Genomic DNA, 26,790 nt, shown 5'->3' on the forward strand with positions numbered 1-26,790 from the left:
GTGGGCCCGTATAGGATTGGTAAAGTGGATAAGAAAGTATTCGAGGAAATAATATTCCCGCACCTTGGGGCCGTGGCCGGGGAAGTGGCCGTCGGCCCCTCCTACGGCGTCGACTTCGCCGTGGTCGATGTAGGGGATAAGAGCCTCATATTCGAGGTCGACCCGGTTTTCGTGGTGCCCCAGTACGGGTGGGAGAGGAGTGGCTGGTTCGCTGTCCACATACTCGCCAGCGATGTAGCTGTATCAGGGGTCCCCCCTAGATACCTGTTCATAGACCTGAATCTCCCGCTCTCCATGAGGGATGAGGAGTTGAAGACCCTGTGGATGGCGATACACAGGGAGTGCGAGAAGCTCGGCATAGCGATAGTGGGCGGTCACACTGGTAGGTATGGCGGCGTCGACTACCCGATGCTGGGCGGGGCCGTGATGATGGGTGTGACAGGGAGAGGGAACTATGTGACACCCGCGGATGCCAGGCCAGGCGACCTAGTCCTGATGACTAAGGGGCCGGCTGTTGAGGCAGCCGGCATACTCTCCGTCATGTTTCCAAGCGTGCTCGAAGCAGAGTATGGCAGTGGCTTCGCAAGGGAGGCCCAGGGGATCTTCTGGCTCCAGACAGTTGTCCCCGACGCCCTCGCCCTTGCGGGAGCCGGCCTTAAAACCGTTGTAACAGCCATGCATGATGCAACAGAGTACGGTGTATGGGGGGCTCTCCACGATGTAAGCGAGTCCAGCAGGGTGGGGATCAGGGTGTACAGGGACAGGCTCTTCATACGGGGCGATGTAGCCAAGGTGCTGAAGGCCTTCGAGAAGTACACGGGGATGGAGATAGACCCGTTTGCAGCCATAAGCGAGGGGACGCTGATAGCCACTGTGAAGAGGAGTAGGGTTAGCGAAGCACTGGAGGCATTGCGTAGGGCAGGGGTTGAGGCAGCCGTCATAGGCGAGGTCGTCGAGGGCAGTGGCGTGGAGCTCGTGGATGCATCCGGGGTCAGCAGGGTTGACAGGCCGCTTCAAGACCCCTTCTGGCCGGTCTTCTTCGAGGTCATGGAGAAGCTGGGTGGCGGCAGGTGAAGCAGATCCCAGTGGCTTTAACCATAGCGGGCAGTGACAGCGGCGGCGGAGCCGGGGTTCAAGCCGATCTTAAAACCTTCGCAGCCATGGGGGTGCACGGCGCCTCAGCCATCACCAGTATCACAGCCCAGAACACGAGGGAGGTTAGAGCCATACACGATGTGCCCCCGGAGATCGTGAAGGCGCAGATAGAGGCCGTGGTGGAAGACATAGGGGTGGACGCCGCTAAGACAGGGATGCTGAGCAACAGCGGCATAATAAGAGTTGTTGCGGAGGCGGTTGAGAGATACGGGTTCCCACTGGTCGTGGATCCAGTGATGATAGCTAAGTCTGGAGCCAGACTGCTCCGCGAGGATGCCGTGGAGGAGTTGAAGAGGCTTCTACGGCTAGCCAAAGTGGTAACACCCAACATACCTGAGGCAGAGGTGCTACTAGGAGAGGAGATCAAGGGTATCGGTGACGCTGAGAGGGCTGCCCGTGAAATAGCGGAGAGATACGGGTGTGAAGCAGTTGTGGTTAAAGGAGGCCACATGAAGGGCGATCTAGTTATCGACGTCCTCTACCACGCCGGCAGGATCACGGAGTTCAAGGGGCGTAGAATAGAGAGGCGGACGAAGCATGGGACCGGGTGCAGTTTCTCAGCAGCAATAGCGGCTGGGCTAGCCAAGGGGAGAAGCATAGAGGAGGCTGTCAGAGTAGCCCGTGAACTCGTTGAGACAGCGATAGAATACGGCTTGGAGGTAGGCGGCGGCCACGGGCCAGTGAACCCATCCGCATACATCTACATACCCGCCGAGAGATACAGGGTGCTGGTCAACGTGGAGGAGGCTGTCAGGATGCTGAAGGATAACGAGAAGCTTGTTAACGCCTTAGTCCCAGAGGTAGGCATCAACATAGGGATGGCGATCGAGCACCCCTATGCGAGAACCCCCATGGATGTAGCGGCGGTTCCAGGCAGGATCACAAGGTACAGGGATGGCTTAATGGTGCCGGGGAAACCCGAGTTCGGGGTCTCGAGGCATATTGCGAACGCGGTGTTAACAGCTATGAGAATCAACCCCTCCATAAGGGCTGCAGCAGACATAGCTATGCCTGATGGATGGGAGGAGGCCGCCCGTGGACTCGGCTTCAAGACATCGTACTTCGACAGGAGGCTTGAACCACCCGAGGTGAAGCGTGTTGAAGGCGGTACAACTAGGTGGGGGGTTGAATGGGCTGTTAGGAGAACCGGGGGAGTGATCCCGGATATAATAGCCGACTACGGTGAGCACGGGAAGGAGCCGTTGCTCCTCGTCCTCGGTGAGACGGCTACCGATGTAGCCGGTAAGATAGTGAGGTTGGCGAGGACGCTCCATGGTTGACCACGTGGTTAATGCTTAATAACCTGAGAATGCCACGCTGAGATCAGGCACTGGGTCGGTTCAACGGGTGCACAGGAATGAAGCAGCGGAAACGTGGAGCAATATGCGTACCCCAGCAGAAAGTCCTCGTAGAGTCAAAGACCCAGGGTAGCATCGCGTTGAAAGCATTGATGCGTGAAGCCTTGATCATAGTGCTCGGGGTAGCCGGACTAGCTCTCTCAGCAAGGATAAGGCTTATACTACCCTTCACCCCGGTTCCCTTCACGCTTCAAACCCTCGTCTTATTCTACGAGATCCTCGCGCTGGGCCGGAGGGCGTGGAGGATTACAGCAACATATGTTCTCCTAGGTCTAGCAGGCCTACCCGTCTTCGCCTACGGTGGCGGGCCAGGCTATGTTTCCTCACCGACCTTCGGCTACCTACTCGGCTTCACCGTTGCAGCCGCTGTAGGAGGCTGGATCATTGGCGGAGGCCTCCTGGTTACACCGCGTAGGCTCCTCACAGCCCTAGCAGCCTCCATCACCGCTGTCTACGCGCTGGGTGCAGCGTACCTGGCTGCATGGGTCACCATACTCTCCAATGCTCCATTACACGTGGCTCTCGCAATGGCTGTGGCTCAGGGGATAGCCCCCTTCATAGCCCTAGACGTGGTTAAAGCCCTCATTGCAGCCGGCGCACTCTACGCCACAAACAAGGCTGCCACGTGGATCAGGTATGGTTCACGACGCTAATTCAAGCATCCCACATGTTTGCCCAGTAGGTATCAATCTTTATATTCACTCGTATCCAGGGGCTCCCGCCTCACCCAGGGTTCACGGGCAGTCGCCCCAAACAGCACACGGAACCCGTACCATCCTTCGTAGAGACAGGGGTCTCTGACGCTCTGTCTGCCCGTAGATGACGTGTGTAAACCCGGGGAGATGCAGGGGGATCAGTGAACCCCTTAAACGGGGAAACCAATTTAGGACGGGGAGGAGGTCAGCCTCCACTACCATGGTGCCTGGTGCAATCCTCGCAACGTCGCGGCGCGTCATCACTGCCCGATACAGGTGTTTCAATCTATGAGGGCGGCTGAAGAGATATAAGCCTGCTATGCTGAAGTGATGCTTGGTGAGGGGATCCATGGAGAAACCCTACAGGCTCCTCTACCCTCTTAGGACATTCCTTGTTACCTCTGGTGTTTACCCGGAGCACTTCGACGTCATGACCGCTGACTGGGTTGTCGTCTTGTCCGGTGAGCCCTTCATGGTCGGGGTGTCGGTGTCGCCTCGGAGGTATACCCATAGACTACTGAAGAAGCATGGCGAGTTCGTTGTAGCCGTGCCAACGCTTAGCATGTTGAGAGGCGTCTGGCTAGCCGGGACAGAGAGCGGGCCCTCCAAGGTACCGAGGCTCGGCTTCAAGCTGAGGAGAGGAGAGGTTGTTAAGGCACCGCTCGTTGAGGATGCCGTCGCAAACCTTGAATGCAGAGTGGTGGACTCCAGGGTCTACGGGGACCACGAGTTCTTCGCCGGTGAAGTCGTTAAGGAACACTATGCGCCTGAAGCATACCCGGGCATGGAGCCCTCGCTTTCCGCCGGCTTCCTGCTACATGTAGCCGGCGGCAGGTTCACCACTGTTTCCAGCGTGATCCACGGGGCTGATTAACGCGTCCACGGCTCCGTGCCGGCGACTCGTGAGGCCTGGCGGAGGCTATAGGTGTCTATGGGTTGCAGGGAGTAGTTCTCCGCAGTGTTTTCAACGCTCGCTGCCGCCGGGATCAATGTATGTTTGAACCGGGTTTTCATCGTAGAGATATTTATTAACCCACCCCTCGTAAAGAATACTACTTGTAGCTAGGGGTCTATTGGTGGGATAGTGAGCGAGGAAGTAGTCTTCACGAGGCGGGCATCCGGCCTCGTAAGAGAACTATCCTGGATCGATATAGCCCTGTGGTCCATAGCTACTCCGGCTGCGTCTGGAATGACGTACTATGCTGTGAAAGCCCTGGGATACCCTGACACCTATGGAGGCAACATCGCGTTGGCATTCATAGTGGCGGGCATCATATTCCTCCCGCTTACAATAGCCTTCTACCTTATAGTGGCATCGTTCCCTAGATCCAACAGCATGTATGTTGTGGTCTCGAGAACCCTTCACCCCGTCCTCGGCTACCTCCCATTCTGGTATTACATAGTGGGCGGCGGGGGAGCAATGTGCGCTGGCTTCATTATGTACATAGGGCTGAAAGCCTTCAGCGGCCCGTTAACTGTTGCAGGCATAGCAACGGGTAGCAAGGGGCTCCTCGACGCCGCTAACGCCATGGTGGACCCGGTGATACAGCTGATAGTAGCTGTGGTACTAGTCTTCATCCTCTGGCTCCTCAACCTGGGCGGGATGAAGGTTATTAAGTGGACTATGAGGATAGGCACGGTAATACCATTGGTGGTGACGCTGGCAACACTGATAGCCTTAGCCTCCCTGGGGCCTGGCGCCGGGACCAAGGCCTTCGACGCTGTCTACGGTGAGGGCGCCAGCAGTAAGATAATTAGTGCCGCACTAGACGAGAAGACGGCTGGAAGCTACGGCATCTCAGCACTCACACCTAACTCCTTGTTCACTGGAACATACGGCATGCTCTTCTGGACCCTCTGGGCGTGGACAGGCCTGGAGGTTACCACCTTCGTTGGGAGCGAGGTGAAAGACCCATCTAGATCATACTTGAGAGGACTGCTGATAGGGTATATCGCAGTAATGCTGCTCTACGTGTTCAACGCGATGGTGCTACCCTACGTGTTCGGATACGACTTCCTAGCGGCCTACGCATACCTTAAATCAGAGCACCCGGAGGTCCTTGAATCAATACTGCCAGGTAAGCCACTACCGGATCCATCTGTTCCATTCTATGTATCCATAGCCTTCCCCAACCCATGGCTCTCCATAGTGGTTGGCTTAGCATACTTCCTCTGGTACCTCAACACAGCGATACCTGTCTGGGTGGCAGCCGTCAGGGGCTTCTTCTCCATGAGCTTCGACAGGGCTCTCCCCGAGAAAATGGCGTCCGTGTCACCGAGGTTCGCTGCCCCGACATGGGCTAACCATGTGACAGCTTTAATCGGAGTCCTCGGAGCAGTGGTCACATACTATGAGAGCCTTGGCTCCGAGCTTGCAACAGCCCTGATATCCTGGCTCGACTTCAGCCTCTTCATATTCGTGTGGCCTGTGGGGTTGGCGCTGGCCTTAATGCCCTGGTGGAGGCCTGACATATTCGAGAGAACGGTCTTCAAATCGAAGATCGTTACCTCCGTGATAGGCATCATAGTATTCGCGATCGGCTGGTGGCTCATGCTCTACACATCGTACCCGGAGCCCACAGTGCAGATGCTCAACATACTGGCTGGAACCATAGGTATCGCAATATATGTCGCAATGATGGCTAGGAACAGGGCCAGGGGGATAGACCCCTCGAAGATATATGGTCAGATACCTCCAGCCTAAGCTTTTTTATAACCCTAAGCCTTTTTAACCATCAGTGGAGAGGTGCATATATTGCTACGCATATTCTTCTCCGTTGACGTCCACGGCTCAACCCTTGTCTGGAGGAAGTGGATAAAGGCCTCTGAGGAATACAGGGTCAACGCCCTCATCCTTGCAGGAGACCTAACCGGTAAAGTCCTCGTACCCATAGTAAGCCACCCCGACGGCACGTGGACGGCCAGGTATTTTGGAAGCCGATGGGTCATGAAGAGTGAGGCCGAGGTCAGGTCGTTCGAGGAGAGGCTCGAGGGGGCTGGAGCCTACTATGTAAGGGTGGATGAAAGAGGACTGGAGGAGTTGAAGGCTAACCCTGACGCCGTGAACAAGGTTATGTTTGAGAAGATGGCTGAGAGGTTTAGGAGCTGGCTAGACTTCCTGACCAGCAGGGTGGACACGGGGAAGGTAGCTGTGATAGTGATGCCGGGTAACGATGACGAGCCCTTCATAGACGACATTATCAAGGCGTACGCGGATAAAGGCGTCATATACCCCTTGGAAAGAGTTGTAGAGTTACAGGGCGTTGAGATAGTTTCATCACCCTTCGTGAACCCGACGCCATGGAAGACCCCGAGGGAGCTGGAGGAGAAGGAGCTCGAGAAACACCTTGAGAAACAGGTGTCCAGGCTGAGGGATCCCTCTAAGGCCGTATTCAACTTCCACGCACCCCCCTATAACACGATGCTCGACCTAGCGCCCAAGCTCACCAGGGATCTAAGGGTTGTAACCGTGGCGGGGGTCCCGCAGTACGAGCACGTGGGCTCAAAGGCTGTGAGAAAGGTTATAGAGAGGCATCAACCCCTCATCGGCCTACACGGCCACATACATGAGTCAGGCGGCCAGGACACGGTGGGGAGAACCATAGTGGTGAATCCTGGAAGCGAGTATAGTGAAGGGGTTTTGAAAGGCTACATTATAGAGATAGATGGAGGCAGGCTACTCAACTACTACAGGGTGGAGGGTTAGGCTTGACACACCACTTCGTTGGACTACCCGCGGAGGGCTTCGCCGAGGAAGCAGTCGGGATAGTTGAGAAAGCGAGGGAGAGGGGCGTAGTCCTAAGGATCATGGGTGCGCTCGGCATATATATTCATTGCAGGGATAAACCCGAGTCTCTTAGACTCTACGACGCTCTCGGCAGGTTCAAGGATAAGGGCCTTGTCTTCACGGATCTGGACCTAGCTGCCTACGGTAAGCAGAGGGGGGCTGTGATGGACTTGTTTGAGAAAGAGCTGGGCTTCAAGTATGATCCATATGTTAAAGCCTTGTTCGCGGGTAAGAGGCTGATCTACCATCATCCAGGCGGACTCTACCATGTGGACGTGTTCTTCGATAAGCTTGAATTCAGCCACGACGTGTATCTAGGCGACAAGCCCGGTAAAGGCGTGCTCGAGCTCGACTACCCAACCCTCCCCTTAGCCTACCTGGTCCTCGAGAAGCTGCAGATACACAGGATAAACTGGAAGGACCTCGTGGACCTAGCCGTCATCTTCCATGCACACAGGCTCTGCGGGGAAGGCGGGGGAAAAGCGGACTGCATAGATGAGGAAGCCGTTGCAACCCCGCTTGCAGACGACTGGGGCTTCTGGTATGACGCCGTGGTAAACATAGGGAAGGTTAAGGATATACTTGCTGAAGCGGTGAAGCAGGGTAAGATACAGGAGGCGGATGCAACCCTGATAACTGGAAGACTTGACAGGCTCCTCGCAACCATAGAGGCGAAGCCGAAGACAAAGAACTGGGTTAAGAGATCCAAGGTGGGTACTTCGAAGCCCTGGTACCGTGAAGTAGAGGAGTTAGAGAGGTAAAGTATTCCCCCCCACCTAGGACTCCTCCACCACCCGTCTCCCGGGCACAAAACGATTAATGAATGTAAACCTGAAGAGATGCAGGGAATCATTGAACCCTTCAGGGCAGGGATGGAGGTCGAGGCAACTTGAGATGAGGCTCATCCCCTAGTTGACCCCGGTGAATCCATCATCCCTCTGCAAATCCATCCATGTTTAAATACCCGGGCCCATTATAGTAGGATTCTGGTGTGATGGAGTTGAAGGCTCTGGGTAAGGTTGCCGCGGTAATCCTCGTGTTAGCCGTCGCAGTGGCTGGGGTAGCAGTCTACATGTATGTATCCTCGAGGCAAGCCGGTGTTAAACCCCCGGTGGAAGCCAAGCCCGTTGTAATAGGCGTAACGGACTCGGTCACCGACCTAGACCCAGCCAACGCATACGACTTCTTCACATGGGAGATCCTCAGCAACATAATGGAGGGCCTGGTTAAATACGAGCCGGGAACCCTGAACATTGTTCCAGGCCTAGCCGAGAGCTGGAGCACGAGCCAGGATCAAATGACGTGGACGTTTAAGCTTAGAAGCGGCTTGAAATTCAGCGATGGAACGCCTCTCACGGCGAGAGATGTTGTTAGAAGTATTGAGAGAGTCATGAGGATAAACGGGGATCCAGCGTGGCTGGTCACCGACTTCGTTGAAAATGTGACTGCACCGGATGACGTAACAGTCGTCTTCAAGCTTAGGAAGCCTACACCCTACTTCCTCTCACTGCTCACGACGCCACCCTACTTCCCAGTGAACCCGAAGTACGCCCAGGACAAGGTTGACAGTGATCAAACGGCTGGGGGAGCAGGCCCCTACAGGATAGCGTCCTTCCAGAGGGACGTAGAGATAAGGCTGGAGCCCAACCCATACTACTATGGTGAGAAGCCGAAGGCCCCCATAATAATCAAGAAGTACGGTAGTAGCTCAGCGCTGAGGCTTGCACTTGAAAGCGGGGAGATAGATGTAGCGTGGAGAACCCTCAACCCATCCGACATAATCGCGTTGAAAAGCAGAAGCGATGTCAAGGTGATCGAGGTTCCGGGCACATTCATAAGGTACATATGCCTCAACACGAGGCTCGACCCCACCAGTAACAAGCTGGTGAGGCAGGCTCTGGCAGCAGCCATTAACAGGAGCGAGATAATAGAGGTGGCGTTGAAGGGGGCTGGCCAGCCACTCTACAGCATGATACCTGTTGGAATGTGGAGCTATGTAAGCGTGTTCAAGGAGAAATATGGTGATGGAAACCTGGAGCTGGCGAGGAGCCTCCTCAGGCAGGCCGGTTTCAGTGAAAGCAAGAAGCTCACCATAGAGCTCTGGTACACGCCGACACACTACGGTGACACCGAGAAGGATGTAGCAGCCATCCTGAAGGAGCAGCTGGAGAAGACCGGGTTGATAACGGTGACCGTGAAGAGTGCCGAGTGGTCCACGTATGTTGACTACGCTAGGAAAGGCAACATGATGATGTACCTGCTTGGATGGTACCCTGACTACCTGGATCCAGATGACTATACAACACCCTTCCTGAAGAGCACGGCGAACTCCTGGACCGGTACAGGCTACGCTAACCCCACTATGGATCAACTACTGGAGCAGGCCTCGAGCACGGGTAATCAGACGCTCAGAGAGCAACTCTACAGACAGGTGCAGGAGATCCTGGGAGAGGATGTACCCTACATACCGCTATACCAGGGAGTGCTCTACATAGTGGCAAGGCAGGGTGTTGAGGGTATTCAGCCCAGTCCCACCATGCTCTTCTACTATTGGACCGTGTATAAGACATAGTTTTTTCTCCTCCTCCACGCAACCCCGGGTGTCTCCTATGCCTGGCCTCGGCAGGTACCTTGTTATAAGGGCGCTCATGATAGTGCCTACTGTACTCATACTCTACACACTTGTATTCATAGTCCTAAGGGTTCTCCCAGGGGATCCTGTCCTCGCAGTCGTGGGAACGAAGAACATATCTCCTGAGCAACTCGAGTACCTTAGGAGGCTTGCAGGGCTTGACAAACCCCTCTACCAGCAGTACGTAGACTACCTCATCGGCGTCTTCAAAGGGGACTTCGGGAGAACGCTTGCAAACCCCGTTGGAAAACCCGTCGCAGACTACCTGGCTGAAAGGCTGCCGGCGACAATCGAGTTAACGGTGTTCGCCTTCATAGTCTCAGTAGTCATTGGCTTGTCAACCGGGCTGGCTGCAGCAGTGAAAAACAGGTCTAGGATGGATGCAGCCATGAGGGTTTACAGCATTGTGTCATACTCGCTCTTCATACCGATACTCGGGATCACGCTGCAATATGTTTTCGGAGTACTACTCAAGATCCTGCCTACGGGCGGCAGGCTCAGCGCGAGATACTATGTTGAACCCGTGACAGGGTTCATGCTTATCGACACGCTGATAGCAGGTGACCCAGGGGCCTTCGCAGACGCCGTGGCACACCTAGTGCTTCCAAGCCTGACACTCGGCATAGTTCTAAGCGGCTCCTACACTAGGCTTGTAAGGAACAACATGGTTGAGGTGTTGAGAAGCGACTTCATTAGATCTTACAGGGCTAGAGGGATACCGGAGGGCAGGGTGCTCCGCTACGCCTTTAAGAACGTCTTGATACCGGTGGTAACCTACATGGGGCTCCAGGTCGCAATGCTGCTCGGCGGTGCAGTACTAACCGAGACTACTTTCAGCTGGCCTGGAATAGGCAGGTTCATTGTTGAGAGAATAGAGTACAGGGATTATACAAGTATACAGGGCGTAGTAGTGGTTTACGCGTTGATCGTCGGCCTCGTAAGCCTAGTAGTGGACGCCGTCTACGCCCTGATAGATCCAAGGGTGAGGTATTAATGACCATGCTGAGAAATATCCTTGGAAGAGTGTTGAAGGGTTTTCCACCCTCATCCAGGTTTATGGCTGCCGCAGGCCTCGCCATAGTGTCCACTATAGCGTTAATGGCTGTGCTAGCACCACTAATATCCCCATATGACCCGGTGGCAAGGGTTGCACCACCCTACCAGCCTCCATCGCTTGAACACCCATTCGGAGTAAACCACGTGGGCTACGATGTCCTCTCAAGGATCATCTGGGGTAGCAGGGTGGTGCTATACATCGTGGTTTTATCGGCCGTGCTCTCAATGGGGATCGGAGTGCCCCTCGGCGTCGTCTCAGGCTACTACGGCGGCCTACTCGACAGGGCTCTCAGCACAGTGATGGACAGCATATACGCCTTCCCCAGCCTTGTTCTCGCCATAGCGGTTGCAGCAGTCCTTGGACCCAGCCCGCTCAACGTGGCTATCTCACTAGCCGTGGTCTACGTCCCCACATACTTCAGGATGGTTAGGTCTGAAGCATTAAGGTTGAAGAACATGCTGTTCATAGAGGCGATGAGACTACTCGGATACCCTGGACACCACATAATGATGAGCATACTCCGTAACTCGGCTCAGACAATACTGGTGATCTTCACCCTCAGCACAGCGGACGCCGTGCTCACGGAGGCGGCGTTAGGCTACCTCGGCTTAAGCATCACGTGGCCGCAGCCCGACTGGGGCCTGGATCTGAGGAGCGGGCAGGGAGAGATAATCAATGGATACTGGTGGATAAGCATGTTCCCAGGGTTCTTCATAGTGCTCTTGAGCCTGGGCTTCGCACTCATAGGTGAAGCGCTCAGCGACTACTTCTCGGTTAAAACCCGTGAATGAGGTGGTTTAATGCTCCGGGTTGAAGGGTTGAAAACATACTTCTACACTCTCTCAGGCATTGTGAGAGCCGTTGACGGGGTCAGCATCGAGGTCAAGGAAGGTGAGTGGGTCAGCATAGTGGGTGAGAGCGGCAGCGGGAAGAGTACGCTGGCCTACAGTATAGTGAACCTCGTACCGCCCCCGGGTAGGATCGTCGGTGGATCCATAGTGTTCAAGGGAAGGGATCTCCTGAAGCTCCCTGAAAGCGAGATGAGGAGTATAAGGGGTGGGAGAATCGGATTCGTGTTCCAGGATCCATTAACGAGCCTCGACCCCTTAAGAACCGTGGGAGACCAGCTGAGCGAGGTCATAGAGACACATCAGGGTTTAAACCATAAGGAGGCATTGGAGAAAGCTGCGAGACTACTCGAGGAAGTCGGTATACCGGCCTCAAGAGTTAAATCCTACCCCCACCAGTTGAGCGGGGGGCAGAGGCAGAGAATAGCCATAGCGATGGCCATAGCCCTTAAACCCGACCTCGTCATAGCGGATGAGCCCACCACGGCTCTAGACGTGATCGTCCAGGATCAAATAATGGACTTATTCACCGGGATCAAGGCATCCGGCTCCTCGATAATCCTGATCACACACGACATCGCATTGGCATCGGAGAGATCGGATAGAATAGTAGTGATGTACGGTGGCAAAGTAGTCGAGTACGGGGCCTCAAGGGATATAGTGGAGAGACCCGGACACCCCTACACTGCCGGCCTGATAGAGAGTGTACCAGACCTATGGAGCGATAAACAAGTTAAGTCCATACCAGGCAACCCACCGGATCTCAGGGATCCACCCAAGGGATGCCGCTTCCATCCGAGATGCCCCTACGCCTCAGAGGAATGCAGGGTCAGGGAGCCCCCATTAATAGACATGGGCAACGGCCACTATGTCGCATGCCTCCTTAGGAGGTGAGGAAGCATGGAGACCCTCGTGAAAACAGTGGACGTAGCCAAATACTACTACCCGAAGAGGGATATTGGAGAGATCCTAAGAGGCAGGAGGAGAGTCGTAAAAGCTGTAGACGGAGTAACCCTCGACGTCTACAGGGGCGAAGTCCTATCGATAGTGGGCGAGAGCGGTAGCGGGAAGACGACTCTTGGAAGGATAATGATAGGGCTTGAAGAACCCTCAAAAGGCACAGTGCTCTTCCATGGGAAACCCCTCCACGAGCTCCTGGAAAGAGAGAAACATGTAAGGTTGAAGGCCCAGATGATCTACCAGGATCCCTACAGTAGCCTGGACCCCAGGGTCAAGATAGGCGACCAGCTTGCAAAACCCCTCGTGATCCACAGGTTGGCCAACCCGGAGGAGGCCAGGATCAGGGTCATGGAGATGCTTAAGGATGTAGGTTTGACACCGCCGGAAGAGGTGTTCGAGAGATATCCCCACCAGTTGAGCGGGGGGCAGAGGCAGAGAATAGCCATAGCGAGAGCCATGCTGGTGGAACCCGAGTTTCTCGTGGCGGATGAACCCGTGAGCATGATAGATGTTAGCCTGAGGGCAGGTATCCTGGAGCTATTGATGAGGTTTAAGGAGAGATACGGGCTTACAATGGTTTTCATAACCCACGACTTATCCGTTGCGAAACTTATCTCCAATAGGATAGCCATAATGTATCTCGGCAAGGTGGTCGAGGTAGGCGACTCAAGGAGGGTTCTCGAGAACCCCCTCCACCCCTACACTAGAGCCCTCCTCTCAGCTGTGCCATCGATCCACGGGAGAAAAATCGCCAGATTAAAGATCACGGGTGAGATACCGGATCCATTTAACATACCTAGTGGATGCCGCTTCCATCCGAGATGCCCCTACGCCTCAGAGGAATGCAGGGTCAGGGAGCCGGGGCTTGTTGAAGCTGAGAAAGGCCACCTCGTAGCCTGCTTCAAGCCGCTTCTAGGCCCGTGAGCATTAGGACCACGTATATTTTTTCAAGCTCCCTTGAGAGTATTCTATGCCAGGAGTCGCCTATGCTTATTATCGAGAACAAGCCTACGGGTTTTGCCCCGGCGGCCTTAACAAGCTGCAGTAGCGCCCTCGAGGTCTTCCCAGTGTTCAATAAGTCGTCGACTATGAGAACCCTGTCCCTCCTCGATAACGCATCAGCTGGCGTGAACAGGATTGTGTACGCCGGCGGATCCCGTGATATATACGATGCCTGATGATATCCCTTGGCACCTATTTCAGGACGGTGCTTGGCTACAACGAGCTTCGCATTCATCACCTCAGCTATCCTGGTCGCCAACGGTATCCCATCGGACTCAACCGTTGCAACAGTATTGACCCCGCAGTCACGGAATTCCCTGAAAGCCACGTATGAGAGCACCTTGAGCAACGGAATATTGTACGCGACCCTATACAAGCCGTAGATCCCGTTTCCAACCTCTACCAGTTCACGCTTAACGAGGTTCTCAACCAGATCCCGGCTCGTAAGCTTGTTGAATAGGCTGGCAGCCCTCTTCGAGTTAGGCTTAACACCTCTCCTCACATAACGCCACAGGGACTGCGTGTCAAGCCCCGTGATCTCCTCGAGCATCCTGTAATCCATTAACTCCTTATACGCCTTCAACAAGTCGACAGCCATAAACCTGTAGTCAAGCCTCGTCAAGGAATCCTCTCCCATGCCCTACACTAATACAGCTACTGGTTAAAAACCCGATAACAACCATTCCTGTAGCACCCTCCACTCTATGCAACCACCTTGTGGAGAATGCCTTTTCCAACCTCTAGCTTCACTTCCATAGCTATCCTTCCACCCATGCTGACGGGTTGATCCCAGTACAAATACGAGTAGGGGCTTCCACCGGTATAGTGGTTTGCCCCAGCAACGATTCACTCCCCCAAGGATCCGCCCTGTGGTGAGAGAGGAGAGTAAGAGTGATCAAAATACATCTGAGGCTAGCTAGGCTGGGAAGCAGTTTAACCCTGGATAGAGACATTATTGGAGCCATAAACATCGGTTTAAAATACCTCTCCTCAGATGGAAGCCCCATGAAGTGTAGGCGAAGCTAGTGAACCCGCACAGAGAGCTAACCCCTCTCACGGAATTAAAACACTTAGAAATAACTAAAAGTACCGTGGGAGAGGGAACGCCTCAAGGTGGTAATCCTTATTTACTTGAGCCCCGGGTGTATAGATATCGGGGTGCCATTTAGGTGGGAGGGATTCATGGTCGCCTGGCTAGATTGAGCGGTGTCATGGTTGGCGTTATAGAGTTGATTGTAGTGGTGTTGGTAGGTGTTCTCACAGTATTAACTATCTATGTGACTATAAGGGACATACTGGTGCTCTTGGAGAACCCGGCTTCAACAGGTATTCAGGTTCTCGTCACGGATATTTTCACGATAATAATTTACGCCGAGATAATCAGGAGTATGAGTATACTGAGCGGGAAGCTGGGGAAGAGCATGCTCTCCTCGCTGGCTGAGATAGGCTTCATAGTGGCTATAAGGGAGGCTCTTCTCACAGCGTTAACGGGGAAGCCCATGGATTTACTGGTGTCATCGCTCTCCCTACTCGTAGCGACCGTTGTGGTCTACATCGTTGAAGACAGGTTGCAGGGTGGCGCTTGACGTATGTCGTATTCTTCAACCACGCTGCCGGCACGGCTCGCCCCCTAGGCGAATAGTTAAAAGGGATCGTGTGATACAGTGAAACGGTGGGGCAGGTGGCCAAGTACAAGGTAATAGTGAACCGCTCTATATGCCTGGCATGCGGGGCGGCTGTTGCTGCATGCAGCGAGGTGTTTGAGCTGGGGGATGACAACGGGAAGAACAGGGTTGTAGCGAAATACAGTGTGGAGACCACTAGTGAGGTCTCGGTGGGAGTGATCCCAGGTGAACTGTACGAGTGTGCTAAGAGTGCAGCGGAGATCTGCCCTGTGTCAGCTATAAGCATTGAGGAAATAAGCGGTTAGCCTCATGGTTTTCAAAAAAGTCTCAGGGTTTTCACCCAGCCCTCCTCATTTTTCCATAAGCTAATGTAAGCAGCCACAGCACTATTGCAGTTGCAACCAGTACTGCTCCGAGAGCCATGCTTTCAGGACTCGCATCTACGAAGGCCTCGCCCTCAACCAGGTATGCATAGGCCTTGTCAACGGTGAACATCAATACTGATGCCCAGAGCGTTAGAGCCAGCACGTGGAGGCTGTAAGCCCCCTTGTACACGCGCCATGCAGCAGTCGCTGCGACACCGGCTACCAGGAGTATTAGTAGATGCATTTAGTTGCCTCACCCCGCGCCACGGAGGTCGACGGCACCGGTCAACTGCTTAACCGGGGTTCTCTGCGCGGTGAGCTTGCTCCTAGTGTATGCCAGTATCCCCAGCCATGCCGCTGTCACAGCTGCACTCATGGAGCCTCCCACATAGAGCATCTCGTGGAACATTACAGGTATGTCAGCAGGATTCTCCATGGCTGTGAGGAATGGAGGCCATGGCACAACCTCCCCATGCCACACGTGCTCCACCGCGAGGACGAGGGAGCCGCCTAGTAGCATTGTCGACCATATATCCATCCTCAGCTTCCTGCCCACCCCGCTTGCAAGCCTCCTCAGGGCTTCAACTATTACTCCGAGTACGAGAGGGGTTATGAAGCATGCCATTGTTTACCGCCTCTTTGTGCACCAAGCTATGCTAAATGGTGCACATTAAAAAATGTTTCAGGAACGAGCCCTCTCAAAGTACTCGGCCAGCCCGTCGAACCCGGTTACACGGCGGGAAACAGGTACACCTATGGGTACCACGTATAGCGGTGTCTCACCCTTCCCAGCCCCGATCGCCTTCAACACGTCTTCATCCCTGAAGGCTCCTACAGCGACGGCACCGTAGCCTAGTGCCGTGGCCATAAGGTACGTGTTTTCACAGGCATGCCCAGCCTCCATGGGTACATACCTCTCCCTCCCCCTCCTCCCATACACCTTAACCGTCTCATCGTATACAGCCGTCAACACGATGCTCACGGGTGCACCCGCTACATACTCCTGCATTAATGCAGCCCTACTCAGCTCCCCCCTGACATCCCCGCTTCTCACATGCACGAGTACATGTCTGCGCGGCTCGTACCTGTATACACCGGCCTCGAGATAAGCCTCCCCGTCGACAACACCTTTTTCACCCGCCACAAGGTAGACTCTGAGAGGATAAGTGGCGCCGGCACTCGGAGTTGTCAGAAGGCCCTCGGCAGGGTCGTTCACACCGTACGTGGCCCAGAGGATCAACGCTAGATCCACAAGCCTGACGGCTTCACCCTTGAACTCCCTTATACTCCTCCTGGAGAGGAGGGCCTCCTCGACACTCATCCCCGTTAATCTCCGTGGAGGGGGGAGCAGTATTATTCCAGTCAACTGCATGCACCAATAGTAGTCTCAGCCAACACCGTATTTTATCCATGACTATGCTCCGGGATTAACCGTGAAACCCTATATCCCCGTGAACACCATTCTGAACAAGTAGCCGACCAGTATGTCACCCACCAACGTATATGCCGACCCCGCCTTTCCTTGCAATGATGATACTACTGTCGCCGAGCATCACCATATGCTACATAAGTGTTGACTAGACCTCCTCCCCGCCCTGAAGGGCAGGCTCTCAGTTATAATCCTTGTCTACGCTATGCTTACTCAACCGCTGTTCCCACTAGTTCCTCGAGCCTCCTGTACCCCAGTGTACTGACCCATTCGCGTAGACCCTTGTTTATCTCTTCGACTACCTTCTCGTTGAATAACACGGCTGTGCCAACCTGTATTGCTCTCGCTCCCGCCAGGATTAGTTCAGCCGCATCGATCCATGAGGATACGCCGCCTACGCCTATGACCTCGGCCCTGTACTCCCTGTACACGTCGTAGACGACTCTAACCGCTATCGGGTGTATAGGGGGGCCTGAGAGCCCTCCATGCTTGTTGCTCAACACGGGCTTCCTTGAATACACGTCTATGGCCATGGCTTTCACAGTGTTTATCAACGTGAGGGCTTTGGCCCCGCCCTCCAGGGCTTTACCAGCGGACTCCATTATTCTATCGCTGAGGCCTAGTTTAGCTACAACAGGGGCGGAGCTCACGGACACAGTGTTCTTGACAATAGTGTAGACGAGTGCCGGATCGCCTCCGAGCTCGAGCCCGTAGCCCCTTGCATGCGGACAACTCAGATTCAGCTCGACTGCATCCACCCCGGCTTCACTGGCTGCCTCAGCCAGCTTGACGAATTCGTCGATGCCTCCGCCCCCTATGCTGAGTACTAGGGGCTTGCCCAGCCTTCTAGCCGCCTTGGCGAGGCCCCCTATGGCTTCGACACCCGGGTTCGCCAGTCCCACAGCGTTGAGCAGCCCCTTGTTCCTCAGCTCCACTATTATCGGCGGAGGATAGCCTTCCCGGGGCTTCAGCGTGATGGTCTTGGAGACCAGTGCTGAGAAACCGTAGCCAGCCAGGATCTCGAGGTGCTCCGGCTCGGATCCAAGTATGCCGCTTGCATTCATAACTGGGTGCTCAAGCCTCAGCCCGGCGACAGATACCTCAAGCACCTGTCCCACCCTTAAGGAACTCCTCGACCTCACTGCACTTGAAGACAGGGCCATGCCTGCAGAGGAGGAGGCCGTGTGGTTTTAAAACACAGGAGCCACATGCACCCACACCGCACTTGACGTATGCCTCCAGGTTGACGTAGACGTCGAGGAACCCTCCTAGTGAACCACATGCTTCCCGAAGGAGGCCGATGGGGCCTGAGGCTATCACGGCATCCCATTTACCAGGGTTCCCGGCTACGAGCCTCGAGGCGAGATGCGACGCCCTGCCACAGTAGCCTACCCTGCAGTCCTCGGTTGCCACGTACACGTCTCCCCTAGGCTTGCCGAGAAGCCTAGCCGGGTTGAATAGTTCACCGGCCTCTCTCACACCCCACACCACGTCGACCACGATGTCTTTCTCCCATGCCTTCTCAGCCAGGTGGAAGAAGGGGGCTATTCCCGAGCCACCTGCCACGAACAATATCCTCCTGTACCCCCATGGCTCGAATCCTTTACCGTGGAAGCCTGAGACGCCGAGGAAGCCATCGTAGTGCAGCAGCTTCCTCGTGCCCTCACCTCTCTCCCTGACCACCAGTGTGATCTCGCCGCTGGTGAAGCCTGCAACGCTCATGGGCAGTAGGTCGACGCCGGGGACCCATATGAGGATGAATTGAAAAGGCTTCGGCTCCACGGTGTCGCCGTCTAATAGCTTCACCTTCTTCATGTACATCGAGCTACTCAGCCTCTCGGTTGAAACAACCTTGGCAGGGGTATACATTTCGCATTCACCCTTCGACCACGCTGTACTTGTCAAGGTACTCGATTACACTCCTGTACACGGCTTCCGTGATCAACCCGTGCATGTATATGTCCTGGAAGATCCTTCTAGCAGTGGTGAGCCAGTATAGCTCCACGCCGTGCCTGGCCAGAGCCCCCCTAGCACCCTGCTCCCTGTCAACTATCACGCCGGCTTTCATCGGTGTCCCCCCGGCCTCCCTGACAGCTTCAATAGCTCTGAGTATTGATGAACCCGTTGTTGATACATCGTCTACAACTAGAACCCTGAGACCTGAGACATCGCCCTCTATCAATGAGTTGGTTCCATGGTTCTTTCTCTCGCTTCTCACATACGCCATGGGCTTACCGGTTAGACATGAAACATATGCCGCTAAAGGTATCCCGGCTGTTGCAACGCCGACAACAGCGTCGACATCGCTGAGTCCCACTACCCGTATCAGTTCAAGCGTGATTGCCTTGGCCAGCTCTGGATGCATGTAGAGCCTCCTCAAGTCTATGTAGAAGGGGCTCTCTACCCCGGACGATAATTTGAAGCTACCTATCTTCACCATCCCCTTCCTGTAGAGCTCCACGCTTATCCACGACACTTCAACCACCTCTCCAGCTGCATCTCCCTGATGGCTCTAGCTGTTTCACCAGGGTTCCCTGATCTCGTTATGAGCCTTCCGACGATCTCGTAGTTTGCTCCGGCACAGAGGGCTGAGCCTGGTTCAGCCCCCTGGATCCCTATGCCAGGCGAGTATATCTCAACGGTGTCCCCGAGCACTTCTCTCACATGCCTTATCACCCTGGGCCTCGTGGCCGGTGCAACCACTCCTTTAGCCCTTATTCTTGCAGCAAGCTCGAGGAATTCATCCACGTGTCTATCTATGTATTCCTCCGAGCCCCTGTGACTCATGGAAACCACTATTATTAAGCCTACGCCTGTAGCCATCGATGCCTTCGACAAGTCCTCGAGAGCCCCTGTATAGCCTGTAAAAGCATGGGCTATGACAGCGTCTACGCCTAGCCTGGCTAGGTGTCTCAGCACCTCAGCCATTACATCCCCTATGTCGGCTAGCTTTAAGTCCACGATAATGGGTTTCTCAGTACTCTTCCTGAGCTCCCTGATGCCTCTCCTGCCATGCTTGATGAGGAATGGGAGTCCTATCTTGTAGCCTGAGACATACTTATCTAACTCCTCTACGAGTAGGCTTGTCTTCCTCCTTCCCTTCTCCCTTACAGGTGGATCAAGCGCTACTACGAGCAAGATGCCCGCTTTCACTATGGAAGAGGATGCTTAAAAACCTTGCTCTCACCCGGTGTACCTTTTAAGGGACTCCCTTATCCTGTGGGGGTCGAGGTACAGCTCTGTTGCATTGACCTCTCTTAGAACCCTGAATGCCTCCTCATATATGTCTCCTCCCCTCGTCTTGGCCAACCCGTATAGTGTCTCACTGAACGACCACGGGTAGAATATCCATGCCCATTCATCTACTTTCTCAGCGTAGTAGTCGGGTTTAAAGGAGCTCGATGACTTATAGTGTAACACAGCTGTTTCAACGCTGCGGGCCCCCATGTCCTTCACGAGCCTCGTTATCTTGGCTAGTGTTGCACCGGTGTCGACTACTTCGTCAACCACTATTACATCCTTGCCTCTCACATTTACGGCTTCATGCATCGCTACCTCCGGCTCCTCACGTATCCTTCCCCCTATCCCCCAGAACCTGGATCTGAGGACTATGAAGTCGTCTACACCTATCACATCGCTGATTATCCTCGCAGGCAACAGTCCGCCGCGGGATATTGCGACCACTGTATCGTAGTGTCTCCCGTTATCCAATATCATTGATGCCAGCCTGTAGCATAACTCTATTGCCTTGCTCCAAGGCAGGTAGACCACCTTCATGGGAGGCAGCCTCAGCAGGGCTCTATGGTGCTCGGTGGCTTGGATGTCACAGCGTATGTCACCATGCTTACATCCGGTATGCTGTTAGTGATCCTCCTGCTGATCTCATCGAGGACATCATATGGAAGCCTCGAGTAATCAGCCGTCATGCCGTCAACGCTCTCAACAACCCTGATGGTCACAATGTAGCCGTGGCTCCTTGCATCGCCTTTAACACCGACCCATTTATCGTCGCCAACCACGGCGAAAGCCTGCCACACCTTACCGTAGAACCCGTGCTCCCTGAGCACATCCTCCACTATTCTCGACGCCTTCCTGCATATCTCCAGCTTCTTCCTTGTAAAGGATCCAATGATCCTGACGGCTAATCCTGGTCCCGGGTACGGGTGTCTCTCCACGAGCTCCCATGGCACATTGAGGAGTCGCGCTATCTCCCTCACCTCATCCTTGTAGAGGTATCGTATTGGCTCCAAAACCTTGACCCTGTCCCTGAACCACTCGGGGAGCCCGCCGACGTTGTGATGAGACTTTATAACTGACGCTGCACCACGTATTCCCCCGCTCTCTATGATGTCGGGATACGTGGTTCCCTGCAGGAAGTACCTGGCTCCCTCCTTCTCCACGATCTCAGCGAATATCTTGGCGAACTCCTCCCCGATGACCCTACGCCTCTCCTCGCAATCCACGACGCCCTCCAGCCTGGATATAAACCTCTCGCCTGCATCGACCACCAGGGGGTTTAAGCCAAGCTTCTCCAGTGATGAAACCACTGACTCCCTCTCACCTTCCCTGAGCAAACCGTGGTCTACGAACACGGGGATAAGCTTCTCGCCGAAGACCTTTCTCCCTATTAGAGCTGTAACCGTTGAGTCGATGCCACCGCTTACCCCGACTACCGCTACCCCGTCATCGACTACCTCCCTGCGTAGCTCGTCGAGGAGATACCTGTAGTAGTTTTCAACCCTCCACTCCCTCCTAGCACCAGCTATCCTGAGGAAGTTGTCGAACAGTAAACGCCCCTTCCCCGTGTGATGCACCTCCGGGTGGAATTGAACACCGTAGACAGCCCTATTGTTCACCACTGCTTTGAATGCAGCGATAACCCTGTTCTCGCTGACAGCCAGGATCCTAAGGGACCCCGGAGGGTTCTCCACGCATTCACCGTGGCTCATCCAAACCGTCTCCTCACTGCTCCAGCCGTTGAAGAGCTCGTCGCCACCCGTGATACTCACCCTGGTTCTACCGTACTCGCCGCACCCCGATGCAACATCGGCGCCGAGCAAGTATCCTATCAACTGGTGGCCGAAGCATATGCCGAGCAATGGCTTAGAGCCGTTGAAGAGGATCTTCTCAGCTACCTCGAGGTCTCCCCTGCTCAAGCTCCTCACACTTAAATGGCTCCCCGAGAGTATTACGGCGTCGTAGCCTTCAACATCTAGGCTTCCAGCATCCCTGTGGAAGACTATCTCAGAGTATACGCCTAGCTCCCTTATCCTCCTAGCAATGAGGTGCGTATACTGGCCGCCGTAGTCTACTATGAGAACCCTGCCACCGGGTATTCTGGAGAGGTGTTGACGCGTCATGTTTTAACGTGATGCGGGCCCGGGTTTTTAAAACGCTACTGGAACCCTGGAGGGTTATTCGACTATGTATGTGTCCTCGCATACAGAGTATGTTTTAACCTTCCTTCCAACGCCTTTGACAACGTGTTTCACGCATATAAGCCCCAGTTCCTCAAGGGATCTCAGGGCCTTGTAGACTCCTCTTAAACTGTATTTTCCAAGCATCCTCCACACCTCGTAAGCAGTGAGATCCCCGTGTTTCTCCAGGATCCCCAGTATCTCCATGCCAAGCCCGCTGACTGACCTACGCTGCCTAACCTGCTTCTCCCCAATAGTGATCACGGCTATCGAGCCACCCATGGATCTCGCAACCGCGTAAGCCAGTGCTGAAACCAGCTTAGTCCTCAAACCCATCCTGCTCAGCTTCAGCAGGGATTCAACGGCTTCAGCCGGCTCCACCTCCTCCACTCTAATGCTGTCTTTACAGTGGTTTAGAAGCCATGGCTTCCCCCACCCTTTCAGTGTTGCCCCAACTACAATGTACCCTGGATGCATTCCCATCTCGCCGAGCTCCCTGAGCGCCTTGCAGAGCGAGAAAGCCAGTGTACCGGTTTCAACGGGCACCACTATGTTCTCCACGTTAAGCCTCCTCTCATGGATCTCGAGGAGAATAGTCTTCAACCCCTCGATGGTTAATGGATTAATGTAGGGTAGGTCGGCCTCACTACTGTTGCACACCTCTATCCCGAAGCCCAGCTTATGTGCCTTCACCAGCTCGTCGGCATCCGCGTTCAACGGGTCTTCCACGAGGATCCTCCCGTTGACGAGTCCACGGGTATAGTATGCGAGAGAGTACGCGAAGTCCTCAACATACTCCACTCTTAGAACACCCCTCCACCCTGTTGAAGCAATATAGCTTGCAATAACGCTTGAAGCCCTGTCAGAGTATGAGCCCGTGGGGTTTTTCCGTTCGTTCTTAACGATCACTCCGTCAACCGTTCTAAGAGGGGTTAGGCCCTCGCCCATGGAGACCCTGCGGGGGAAGCCTGGTAGTAGCCCCTTGTACCTCCAGATGCTGGCCTCACTCCTGTCAACGGTGGGCGAGGCCTCCTCGTACTCCAGTATTGTTACGCCTCCGCAGACAGGGCATTTAAGATGTATCCCGCTACTCCTGGCACCGCATTTAAGGCAGTGTGAAAAAAGCCCTGTACCCTGGTTCAACCCGTGATCCTCCTACCTCCCGGCTTGCTGGATGATATGTTTGTAGAGCTTTATATCGCCTGTTATCTCGGGGTGGAATGTTACAGCATACATGTTTCCCTGGCGTGCTGCGACACCGTGTCTGCCTAGGGTTGGATCATCTAGGAACCCAATTATCTCGGCTGAACCATAAGCCCTAGCTATTATGGGGGCCCTGATGAATGCTGCTTTAACCTCGCCGATATCCTTCAATGTGACGCTCGCTATGAATGAGTCCCTCTGCCTCCCATACGCGTTCCTCACCACGGCTATATCCATTAACCCTAGGGTATACTGCCCTGTCTCACCCACCGTTCTATCCACCACTTCTCTAGCTAGGAGTATTGCTCCAGCACAGGTGGCGAGTATAGGCTTGCCTTCCCCGGCGAACTGCTTCAATGGTTCCTCCAAGCCCTTTTTCCTCACGAGTAGACCTATAGTGGTGGACTCTCCTCCAGGTATTACTAGTGCGTCGACTCCTTCAAGCTCCCTGGGATGCTTCACGGGGACTGCCTCGACGCCGCTCAGCGAGCGGAGCAACTGGTAGTGCTCCAGGTAATCCCCCTGCAATGCGAGAACGCCGACCTTGACCATGCTACTCACCGCGCACCTGCATTAACTCCTCGGGTTTAAGCTGCCTGACATCCAGGCCGAGCATCGAGGCTTTCTCGGACACCATTCTCTGAGCCTCCAGCACTGTCTCAGGGTCGTCCCAGTAGGCTGTAGCCAAGACTATGGCGTGGGCCCTCGCCTCCGGATCACTGCTCTTGAATATGCCGGAGCCCACGAAGACCCCGTCTGCACCCAGCCACATCATCAATGCTGCATCAGCCGGCGTAGCGACGCCTCCCGCCGCAAAGTTCACCACGGGGAGCCTGCCGAGTCTCGCCGTGAGGAGGGCTAGCTCGTAGGGAACCTTGTTCTCCCTCGAGTAGATCCTTATAGCCTCTAAATCCCCGTTCCTGTAGTAGCCGTTGAGAACATAGATGTCTCTGTTCACGAGCTTCATGTGTCTAACGGCCTCTGCAACGTTTCCCGTTCCAGGCTCACCCTTAGTCCTAATCATTGATGCACCCTCATGTATTCTCCTCAGTGCTTCAGGGAGGCTTCTCGCACCGTTGACGAAGGGCGTCTTAAACAACCATTTATCTATATGGGCCTTCTCATCAACCGGTGTTAAAACCTCGCTTTCATCTATGAGGTCGACGCCTATCTCCTCCAGGATCCTTGCCTCCCATTCATGCCCTATCCTGCATTTAGCTGAGACAGGAATGGTTATAGTGTTCATCACCTCCTCGATCACCTTGACGTCGGCCGTCCTAGCTACTCCGCCAGCCATTCTAACATCGTATGGGAGCTTATCCAGCACCATGACGCCGACTGCACCAGCATCCTCGGCTATTCCAGCCTGCTCAGGGTTCGTCACATCCATTATCACGCCGCCTTTAAGCATGGAGACGAAGCCGTATTTCACGAGGGGGGTTGCAACGGTTCTCCCGGGTGCCGAACCCTCCTCGAGAACCCTATCCCTGTACTCAAGTAGCTTGTAGAGGAGGTTCTCCATGTTCTCGAGGAGGCTGTAGGCGTCTACGAGCTTCACGTACACCACCGTTTGATGCTAAATAGAGGAGGATGGATAAAGCTTGCTGAACGTTCCACGAGGTGCGGGCCGCACCCTTTAATGGGCGGCCGTGGGCCTCGCCTTGGCTAAGGCTTCGAGGAGCTCGGCGTGGAGGGCTGCAAGCTCGTTCACTACCGCTGGCACAGTGTCCCAGCTGCCCGTGTCAACCGCCTCGTTCAACTCGCTCGTTAATCGTGAGAGACTGTTAAGCACTAGTGTAAGCGTCCTCCTCCCCCTCCTATCTAGTGCTCCCCGAAGCCTCTCGGCGAGCTCCACGATCTCACTGCTCCTCTCCATCACGCATTCAACTCCTTTAACGGCTTGATCCCTGTTGAAGAATATTGCTGCAAGGTACAGTGGCTCCAGGCACTGGGAGAACACGTCCCATGCCACCATGGATTGATAAGCATCCTTGACTGAGGGATTCAACCTGAGTATATAGATGTTTGCCTCGGCCACTGGGAGCAGGGGGTTCGGTTCGAATCCATCGCACTGGACATTAGTGTAAGCTGCATTCGAGGCAGCAATGCACCCGGATCCATTCCCCATGGTGAATCTAGCTACAAGTATTGCACCGGGGTTCCGGGGTGCCTTGAGTAATGCTAGTAGCTCTTCAAGGGAGACATCCCTGAGCTCCCTGTGTAACTCTAGCTCGAAGTACTCTACGATCTTGGTAAGCATGTGGAAGCCACTGGAGCCTCCTGCCTGCTGAGCCCGCTGAGCTGGAAGTGTAAGGGATGCCATGTCTCATCCACCATGTGGTGCTGGCTGGAGGCTTCCACGGCATAATCCTCTTCACCTTGTTTTTAAGCCACTGGACTCTACCGGGTTGCCTGACCTCGGCTCCGGGATTGATTTAAGCCGTATGTCGAGCCTCGGTGGCTGGATCTCTATTCCCGAGGCCTTGAGGGCCTTGGTGATGGCCCAGGGGAGCTCCTTTATCGCCGTGTAGTAGTATTTGTCTAGGACCCATGCTCTAACAGTGAGGTTGAGTCCCCCGTCAACTATGGATGAAACAAAGATGTCGGGTGCTGGCTCCACGAGTACATAGGTGAGTTTCCCTAGGGCTTCCCTCACCACGCTGTAAGCCATCTCGGCATCCCCGCTGTAAGCTATGGGGATTGAAACCTCCACGCGTTTCGCTACAGTCCTACTGTAGTTCTTGAAGCTGGAGGAGAGGAGCATGTTGTTGGGCAGGGTCACTACTACCCCGTCCCATGTCCGTATACGTGTAAACATTATTGATAGAGCTATGACCTCACCGCTTACTCCCCCGATCTCCACCGCGTCGCCTGGCTGAACGGCTTTCTCAGCGATAATGTATAGTCCTGCAAACACGTTTGATAAGACGGGCTGCAGGGCTACGCCGACCACGAGGCCTGCGAAGCCTCCCGCGATCACGAGGCCGGATACGTCGACTCCTAGGACGCCTAGAAAGGTGACTACTACTATGAAGAGTAATGTGTAATATATGAGCCTCGACACTATGAGGGTTACCTGCCTAGGGTACAGCTTGAATAGAACCTTGGCAGAGAACCTCGTTAGAACCTTGACTAGGAGGAACCCTATGGCGAGCACTAGGAGCCCTGTGAAAACCCTTAGAGCCAGCTCCCTGCCCAGCCCGATTGATGCAAGGGCGTCTATCACTGCCTGAAGGATCCATGATGTGTTAACCATG

The 26,790-nt window shown here is 54.6% G+C and carries 32 protein-coding genes; 15 read left to right on the forward strand and 17 right to left on the reverse strand.

Translation table 11 applies throughout. The features are described from left to right. The 4 genes from DESMU_RS02770 (at position 1) to DESMU_RS02785 (ending at position 4,082) form a co-directional block, all read left to right on the forward strand. Positions 1-1,074, forward strand: coding sequence for an AIR synthase family protein (locus tag DESMU_RS02770; RefSeq protein WP_013562075.1), 1,074 nt, complete (start codon positions 1-3; stop codon positions 1,072-1,074). Further along, positions 1,071-2,435: a bifunctional hydroxymethylpyrimidine kinase/phosphomethylpyrimidine kinase gene (locus DESMU_RS02775; protein ID WP_013562076.1), complete on the forward strand. Its 1,365-nt coding sequence runs from the start codon at positions 1,071-1,073 to the stop codon at positions 2,433-2,435. The genes DESMU_RS02770 and DESMU_RS02775 overlap by 4 nt, the downstream gene beginning before the upstream one ends. A 77-nt stretch (positions 2,436-2,512) precedes the next feature. Continuing rightward, positions 2,513-3,166: a biotin transporter BioY gene (locus DESMU_RS02780; RefSeq protein WP_013562077.1), complete on the forward strand. Its 654-nt coding sequence runs from the start codon at positions 2,513-2,515 to the stop codon at positions 3,164-3,166. A 379-nt stretch (positions 3,167-3,545) separates the two neighbouring features. Next, positions 3,546-4,082 carry a flavin reductase family protein gene (locus tag DESMU_RS02785; RefSeq protein WP_245526512.1) on the forward strand — a complete coding sequence of 179 codons (537 nt, stop codon included), beginning with the start codon at positions 3,546-3,548 and terminating at the stop codon, positions 4,080-4,082. Here the strand turns inward: DESMU_RS02785 and DESMU_RS07165 are convergent. Continuing rightward, positions 4,079-4,222, reverse strand: coding sequence for a hypothetical protein (locus tag DESMU_RS07165; protein ID WP_154657793.1), 144 nt, complete (start codon positions 4,220-4,222; stop codon positions 4,079-4,081). The two genes, DESMU_RS02785 and DESMU_RS07165, sit on opposite strands and share 4 nt — an antisense overlap. Before the next feature lie 70 nt (positions 4,223-4,292). Here DESMU_RS07165 and DESMU_RS02790 point away from each other — a divergent pair, with 70 nt between their 5' ends. From DESMU_RS02790 to DESMU_RS02825, 8 genes are all read left to right on the forward strand, one after another. Continuing rightward, positions 4,293-5,912 carry an APC family permease gene (locus DESMU_RS02790; protein ID WP_013562079.1) on the forward strand — a complete coding sequence of 540 codons (1,620 nt, stop codon included), beginning with the start codon at positions 4,293-4,295 and terminating at the stop codon, positions 5,910-5,912. Between the two features lie 42 nt (positions 5,913-5,954). Further along, entirely contained in the window at positions 5,955-6,914 is a 960-nt protein-coding gene (locus DESMU_RS02795) for a metallophosphoesterase family protein (RefSeq protein ID WP_245526480.1), read from the forward strand. 2 nt (positions 6,915-6,916) lie between these two features. Beyond that, complete coding sequence (locus DESMU_RS02800; RefSeq protein WP_013562081.1) at positions 6,917-7,756, forward strand: hypothetical protein; 840 nt, start codon at positions 6,917-6,919, stop codon at positions 7,754-7,756. 233 nt (positions 7,757-7,989) lie between these two features. After that, positions 7,990-9,567, forward strand: a complete 1,578-nt coding sequence (locus tag DESMU_RS02805) for an ABC transporter substrate-binding protein (RefSeq protein WP_048078521.1) — start codon at positions 7,990-7,992, stop codon at positions 9,565-9,567. A gap of 37 nt (positions 9,568-9,604) precedes the next feature. Beyond that, positions 9,605-10,621 (forward strand): ABC transporter permease, encoded by a 1,017-nt coding sequence (locus DESMU_RS02810; RefSeq protein ID WP_013562083.1) that lies wholly within the window; start codon positions 9,605-9,607, stop codon positions 10,619-10,621. Continuing rightward, positions 10,621-11,475, forward strand: a complete 855-nt coding sequence (locus tag DESMU_RS02815; protein ID WP_013562084.1) for an ABC transporter permease — start codon at positions 10,621-10,623, stop codon at positions 11,473-11,475. The genes DESMU_RS02810 and DESMU_RS02815 overlap by 1 nt, the downstream gene beginning before the upstream one ends. A gap of 9 nt (positions 11,476-11,484) precedes the next feature. Next, positions 11,485-12,426, forward strand: coding sequence for an ABC transporter ATP-binding protein (locus DESMU_RS02820; RefSeq protein ID WP_013562085.1), 942 nt, complete (start codon positions 11,485-11,487; stop codon positions 12,424-12,426). Between the two features lie 6 nt (positions 12,427-12,432). Continuing rightward, on the forward strand, positions 12,433-13,416 hold the full coding sequence (locus tag DESMU_RS02825) for an ABC transporter ATP-binding protein (RefSeq protein ID WP_013562086.1): 984 nt from the start codon (positions 12,433-12,435) through the stop codon (positions 13,414-13,416). Here the strand turns inward: DESMU_RS02825 and DESMU_RS02830 are convergent. Both DESMU_RS02830 and DESMU_RS07030 read right to left on the reverse strand, forming a co-directional pair. Further along, positions 13,394-14,131: a phosphoribosyltransferase family protein gene (locus DESMU_RS02830; protein WP_013562087.1), complete on the reverse strand. Its 738-nt coding sequence runs from the start codon at positions 14,129-14,131 to the stop codon at positions 13,394-13,396. The genes DESMU_RS02825 and DESMU_RS02830 overlap by 23 nt on opposite strands. A gap of 65 nt (positions 14,132-14,196) precedes the next feature. Continuing rightward, positions 14,197-14,292, reverse strand: a complete 96-nt coding sequence (locus tag DESMU_RS07030) for a DUF1297 domain-containing protein (protein ID WP_245526481.1) — start codon at positions 14,290-14,292, stop codon at positions 14,197-14,199. Positions 14,293-14,385: 93 nt separating this feature from the next. Here DESMU_RS07030 and DESMU_RS07265 point away from each other — a divergent pair, with 93 nt between their 5' ends. From DESMU_RS07265 to DESMU_RS02840, 3 genes are all read left to right on the forward strand, one after another. Beyond that, positions 14,386-14,520, forward strand: coding sequence for a hypothetical protein (locus DESMU_RS07265; RefSeq protein WP_275451557.1), 135 nt, complete (start codon positions 14,386-14,388; stop codon positions 14,518-14,520). A gap of 143 nt (positions 14,521-14,663) precedes the next feature. Next, on the forward strand, positions 14,664-15,080 hold the full coding sequence (locus tag DESMU_RS02835) for a phosphate-starvation-inducible PsiE family protein (protein WP_013562088.1): 417 nt from the start codon (positions 14,664-14,666) through the stop codon (positions 15,078-15,080). An 86-nt stretch (positions 15,081-15,166) separates the two neighbouring features. Next, positions 15,167-15,424 (forward strand): ferredoxin, encoded by a 258-nt coding sequence (locus DESMU_RS02840; RefSeq protein ID WP_245526482.1) that lies wholly within the window; start codon positions 15,167-15,169, stop codon positions 15,422-15,424. Positions 15,425-15,455: 31 nt separating this feature from the next. Here DESMU_RS02840 and DESMU_RS02845 read toward each other — a convergent pair whose 3' ends face one another. The 14 genes from DESMU_RS02845 to DESMU_RS02910 all read right to left on the reverse strand — a co-directional run bounded on the left by DESMU_RS02845 (position 15,456) and on the right by DESMU_RS02910 (position 26,789). Further along, positions 15,456-15,728, reverse strand: coding sequence for a hypothetical protein (locus DESMU_RS02845; RefSeq protein WP_013562090.1), 273 nt, complete (start codon positions 15,726-15,728; stop codon positions 15,456-15,458). A 9-nt stretch (positions 15,729-15,737) separates the two neighbouring features. Further along, positions 15,738-16,109 carry a hypothetical protein gene (locus DESMU_RS02850; protein ID WP_013562091.1) on the reverse strand — a complete coding sequence of 124 codons (372 nt, stop codon included), beginning with the start codon at positions 16,107-16,109 and terminating at the stop codon, positions 15,738-15,740. A gap of 57 nt (positions 16,110-16,166) precedes the next feature. Continuing rightward, the gene (locus DESMU_RS02855) at positions 16,167-16,850 is read right to left on the reverse strand and encodes a SagB/ThcOx family dehydrogenase (RefSeq protein ID WP_013562092.1); all 684 of its coding nucleotides are present in this window, start codon (positions 16,848-16,850) and stop codon (positions 16,167-16,169) included. A 272-nt stretch (positions 16,851-17,122) separates the two neighbouring features. After that, positions 17,123-18,022 carry a dihydroorotate dehydrogenase PyrD gene (gene pyrD, locus DESMU_RS02860; RefSeq protein ID WP_013562093.1) on the reverse strand — a complete coding sequence of 300 codons (900 nt, stop codon included), beginning with the start codon at positions 18,020-18,022 and terminating at the stop codon, positions 17,123-17,125. Next, positions 18,015-18,782 carry an iron-sulfur cluster-binding protein gene (locus tag DESMU_RS02865; protein WP_013562094.1) on the reverse strand — a complete coding sequence of 256 codons (768 nt, stop codon included), beginning with the start codon at positions 18,780-18,782 and terminating at the stop codon, positions 18,015-18,017. Before DESMU_RS02865 ends, pyrD begins: the two co-directional genes overlap by 8 nt. A 7-nt stretch (positions 18,783-18,789) precedes the next feature. Next, positions 18,790-19,389: an orotate phosphoribosyltransferase gene (gene pyrE / locus DESMU_RS02870; RefSeq protein ID WP_013562095.1), complete on the reverse strand. Its 600-nt coding sequence runs from the start codon at positions 19,387-19,389 to the stop codon at positions 18,790-18,792. Then, on the reverse strand, positions 19,377-20,066 hold the full coding sequence (gene pyrF / locus DESMU_RS02875) for an orotidine-5'-phosphate decarboxylase (protein ID WP_245526483.1): 690 nt from the start codon (positions 20,064-20,066) through the stop codon (positions 19,377-19,379). Before pyrF ends, pyrE begins: the two co-directional genes overlap by 13 nt. Positions 20,067-20,096: 30 nt before the next feature. Next, complete coding sequence (locus DESMU_RS02880) at positions 20,097-20,690, reverse strand: phosphoribosyltransferase (RefSeq protein WP_013562097.1); 594 nt, start codon at positions 20,688-20,690, stop codon at positions 20,097-20,099. An 11-nt stretch (positions 20,691-20,701) separates the two neighbouring features. Further along, the gene (gene guaA, locus DESMU_RS02885; RefSeq protein WP_013562098.1) at positions 20,702-22,273 is read right to left on the reverse strand and encodes a glutamine-hydrolyzing GMP synthase; all 1,572 of its coding nucleotides are present in this window, start codon (positions 22,271-22,273) and stop codon (positions 20,702-20,704) included. A gap of 54 nt (positions 22,274-22,327) precedes the next feature. Continuing rightward, positions 22,328-23,473, reverse strand: a complete 1,146-nt coding sequence (locus DESMU_RS02890; RefSeq protein WP_013562099.1) for a pyridoxal-5'-phosphate-dependent protein subunit beta — start codon at positions 23,471-23,473, stop codon at positions 22,328-22,330. A gap of 12 nt (positions 23,474-23,485) precedes the next feature. After that, entirely contained in the window at positions 23,486-24,085 is a 600-nt protein-coding gene (pdxT, locus tag DESMU_RS02895; RefSeq protein WP_013562100.1) for a pyridoxal 5'-phosphate synthase glutaminase subunit PdxT, read from the reverse strand. A 1-nt stretch (position 24,086) separates the two neighbouring features. After that, complete coding sequence (gene pdxS, locus DESMU_RS02900; RefSeq protein WP_013562101.1) at positions 24,087-25,091, reverse strand: pyridoxal 5'-phosphate synthase lyase subunit PdxS; 1,005 nt, start codon at positions 25,089-25,091, stop codon at positions 24,087-24,089. Between the two features lie 78 nt (positions 25,092-25,169). Further along, positions 25,170-25,856: a hypothetical protein gene (locus DESMU_RS02905; RefSeq protein WP_013562102.1), complete on the reverse strand. Its 687-nt coding sequence runs from the start codon at positions 25,854-25,856 to the stop codon at positions 25,170-25,172. 51 nt (positions 25,857-25,907) lie between these two features. Further along, positions 25,908-26,789, reverse strand: coding sequence for a mechanosensitive ion channel family protein (locus tag DESMU_RS02910; protein WP_013562103.1), 882 nt, complete (start codon positions 26,787-26,789; stop codon positions 25,908-25,910). Position 26,790: the final 1 nt, after the last annotated feature.

Origin of the sequence: Desulfurococcus mucosus DSM 2162, assembly GCF_000186365.1 — an archaeon.
Lineage (GTDB): Archaea > Thermoproteota > Thermoprotei_A > Sulfolobales > Desulfurococcaceae > Desulfurococcus > Desulfurococcus mucosus.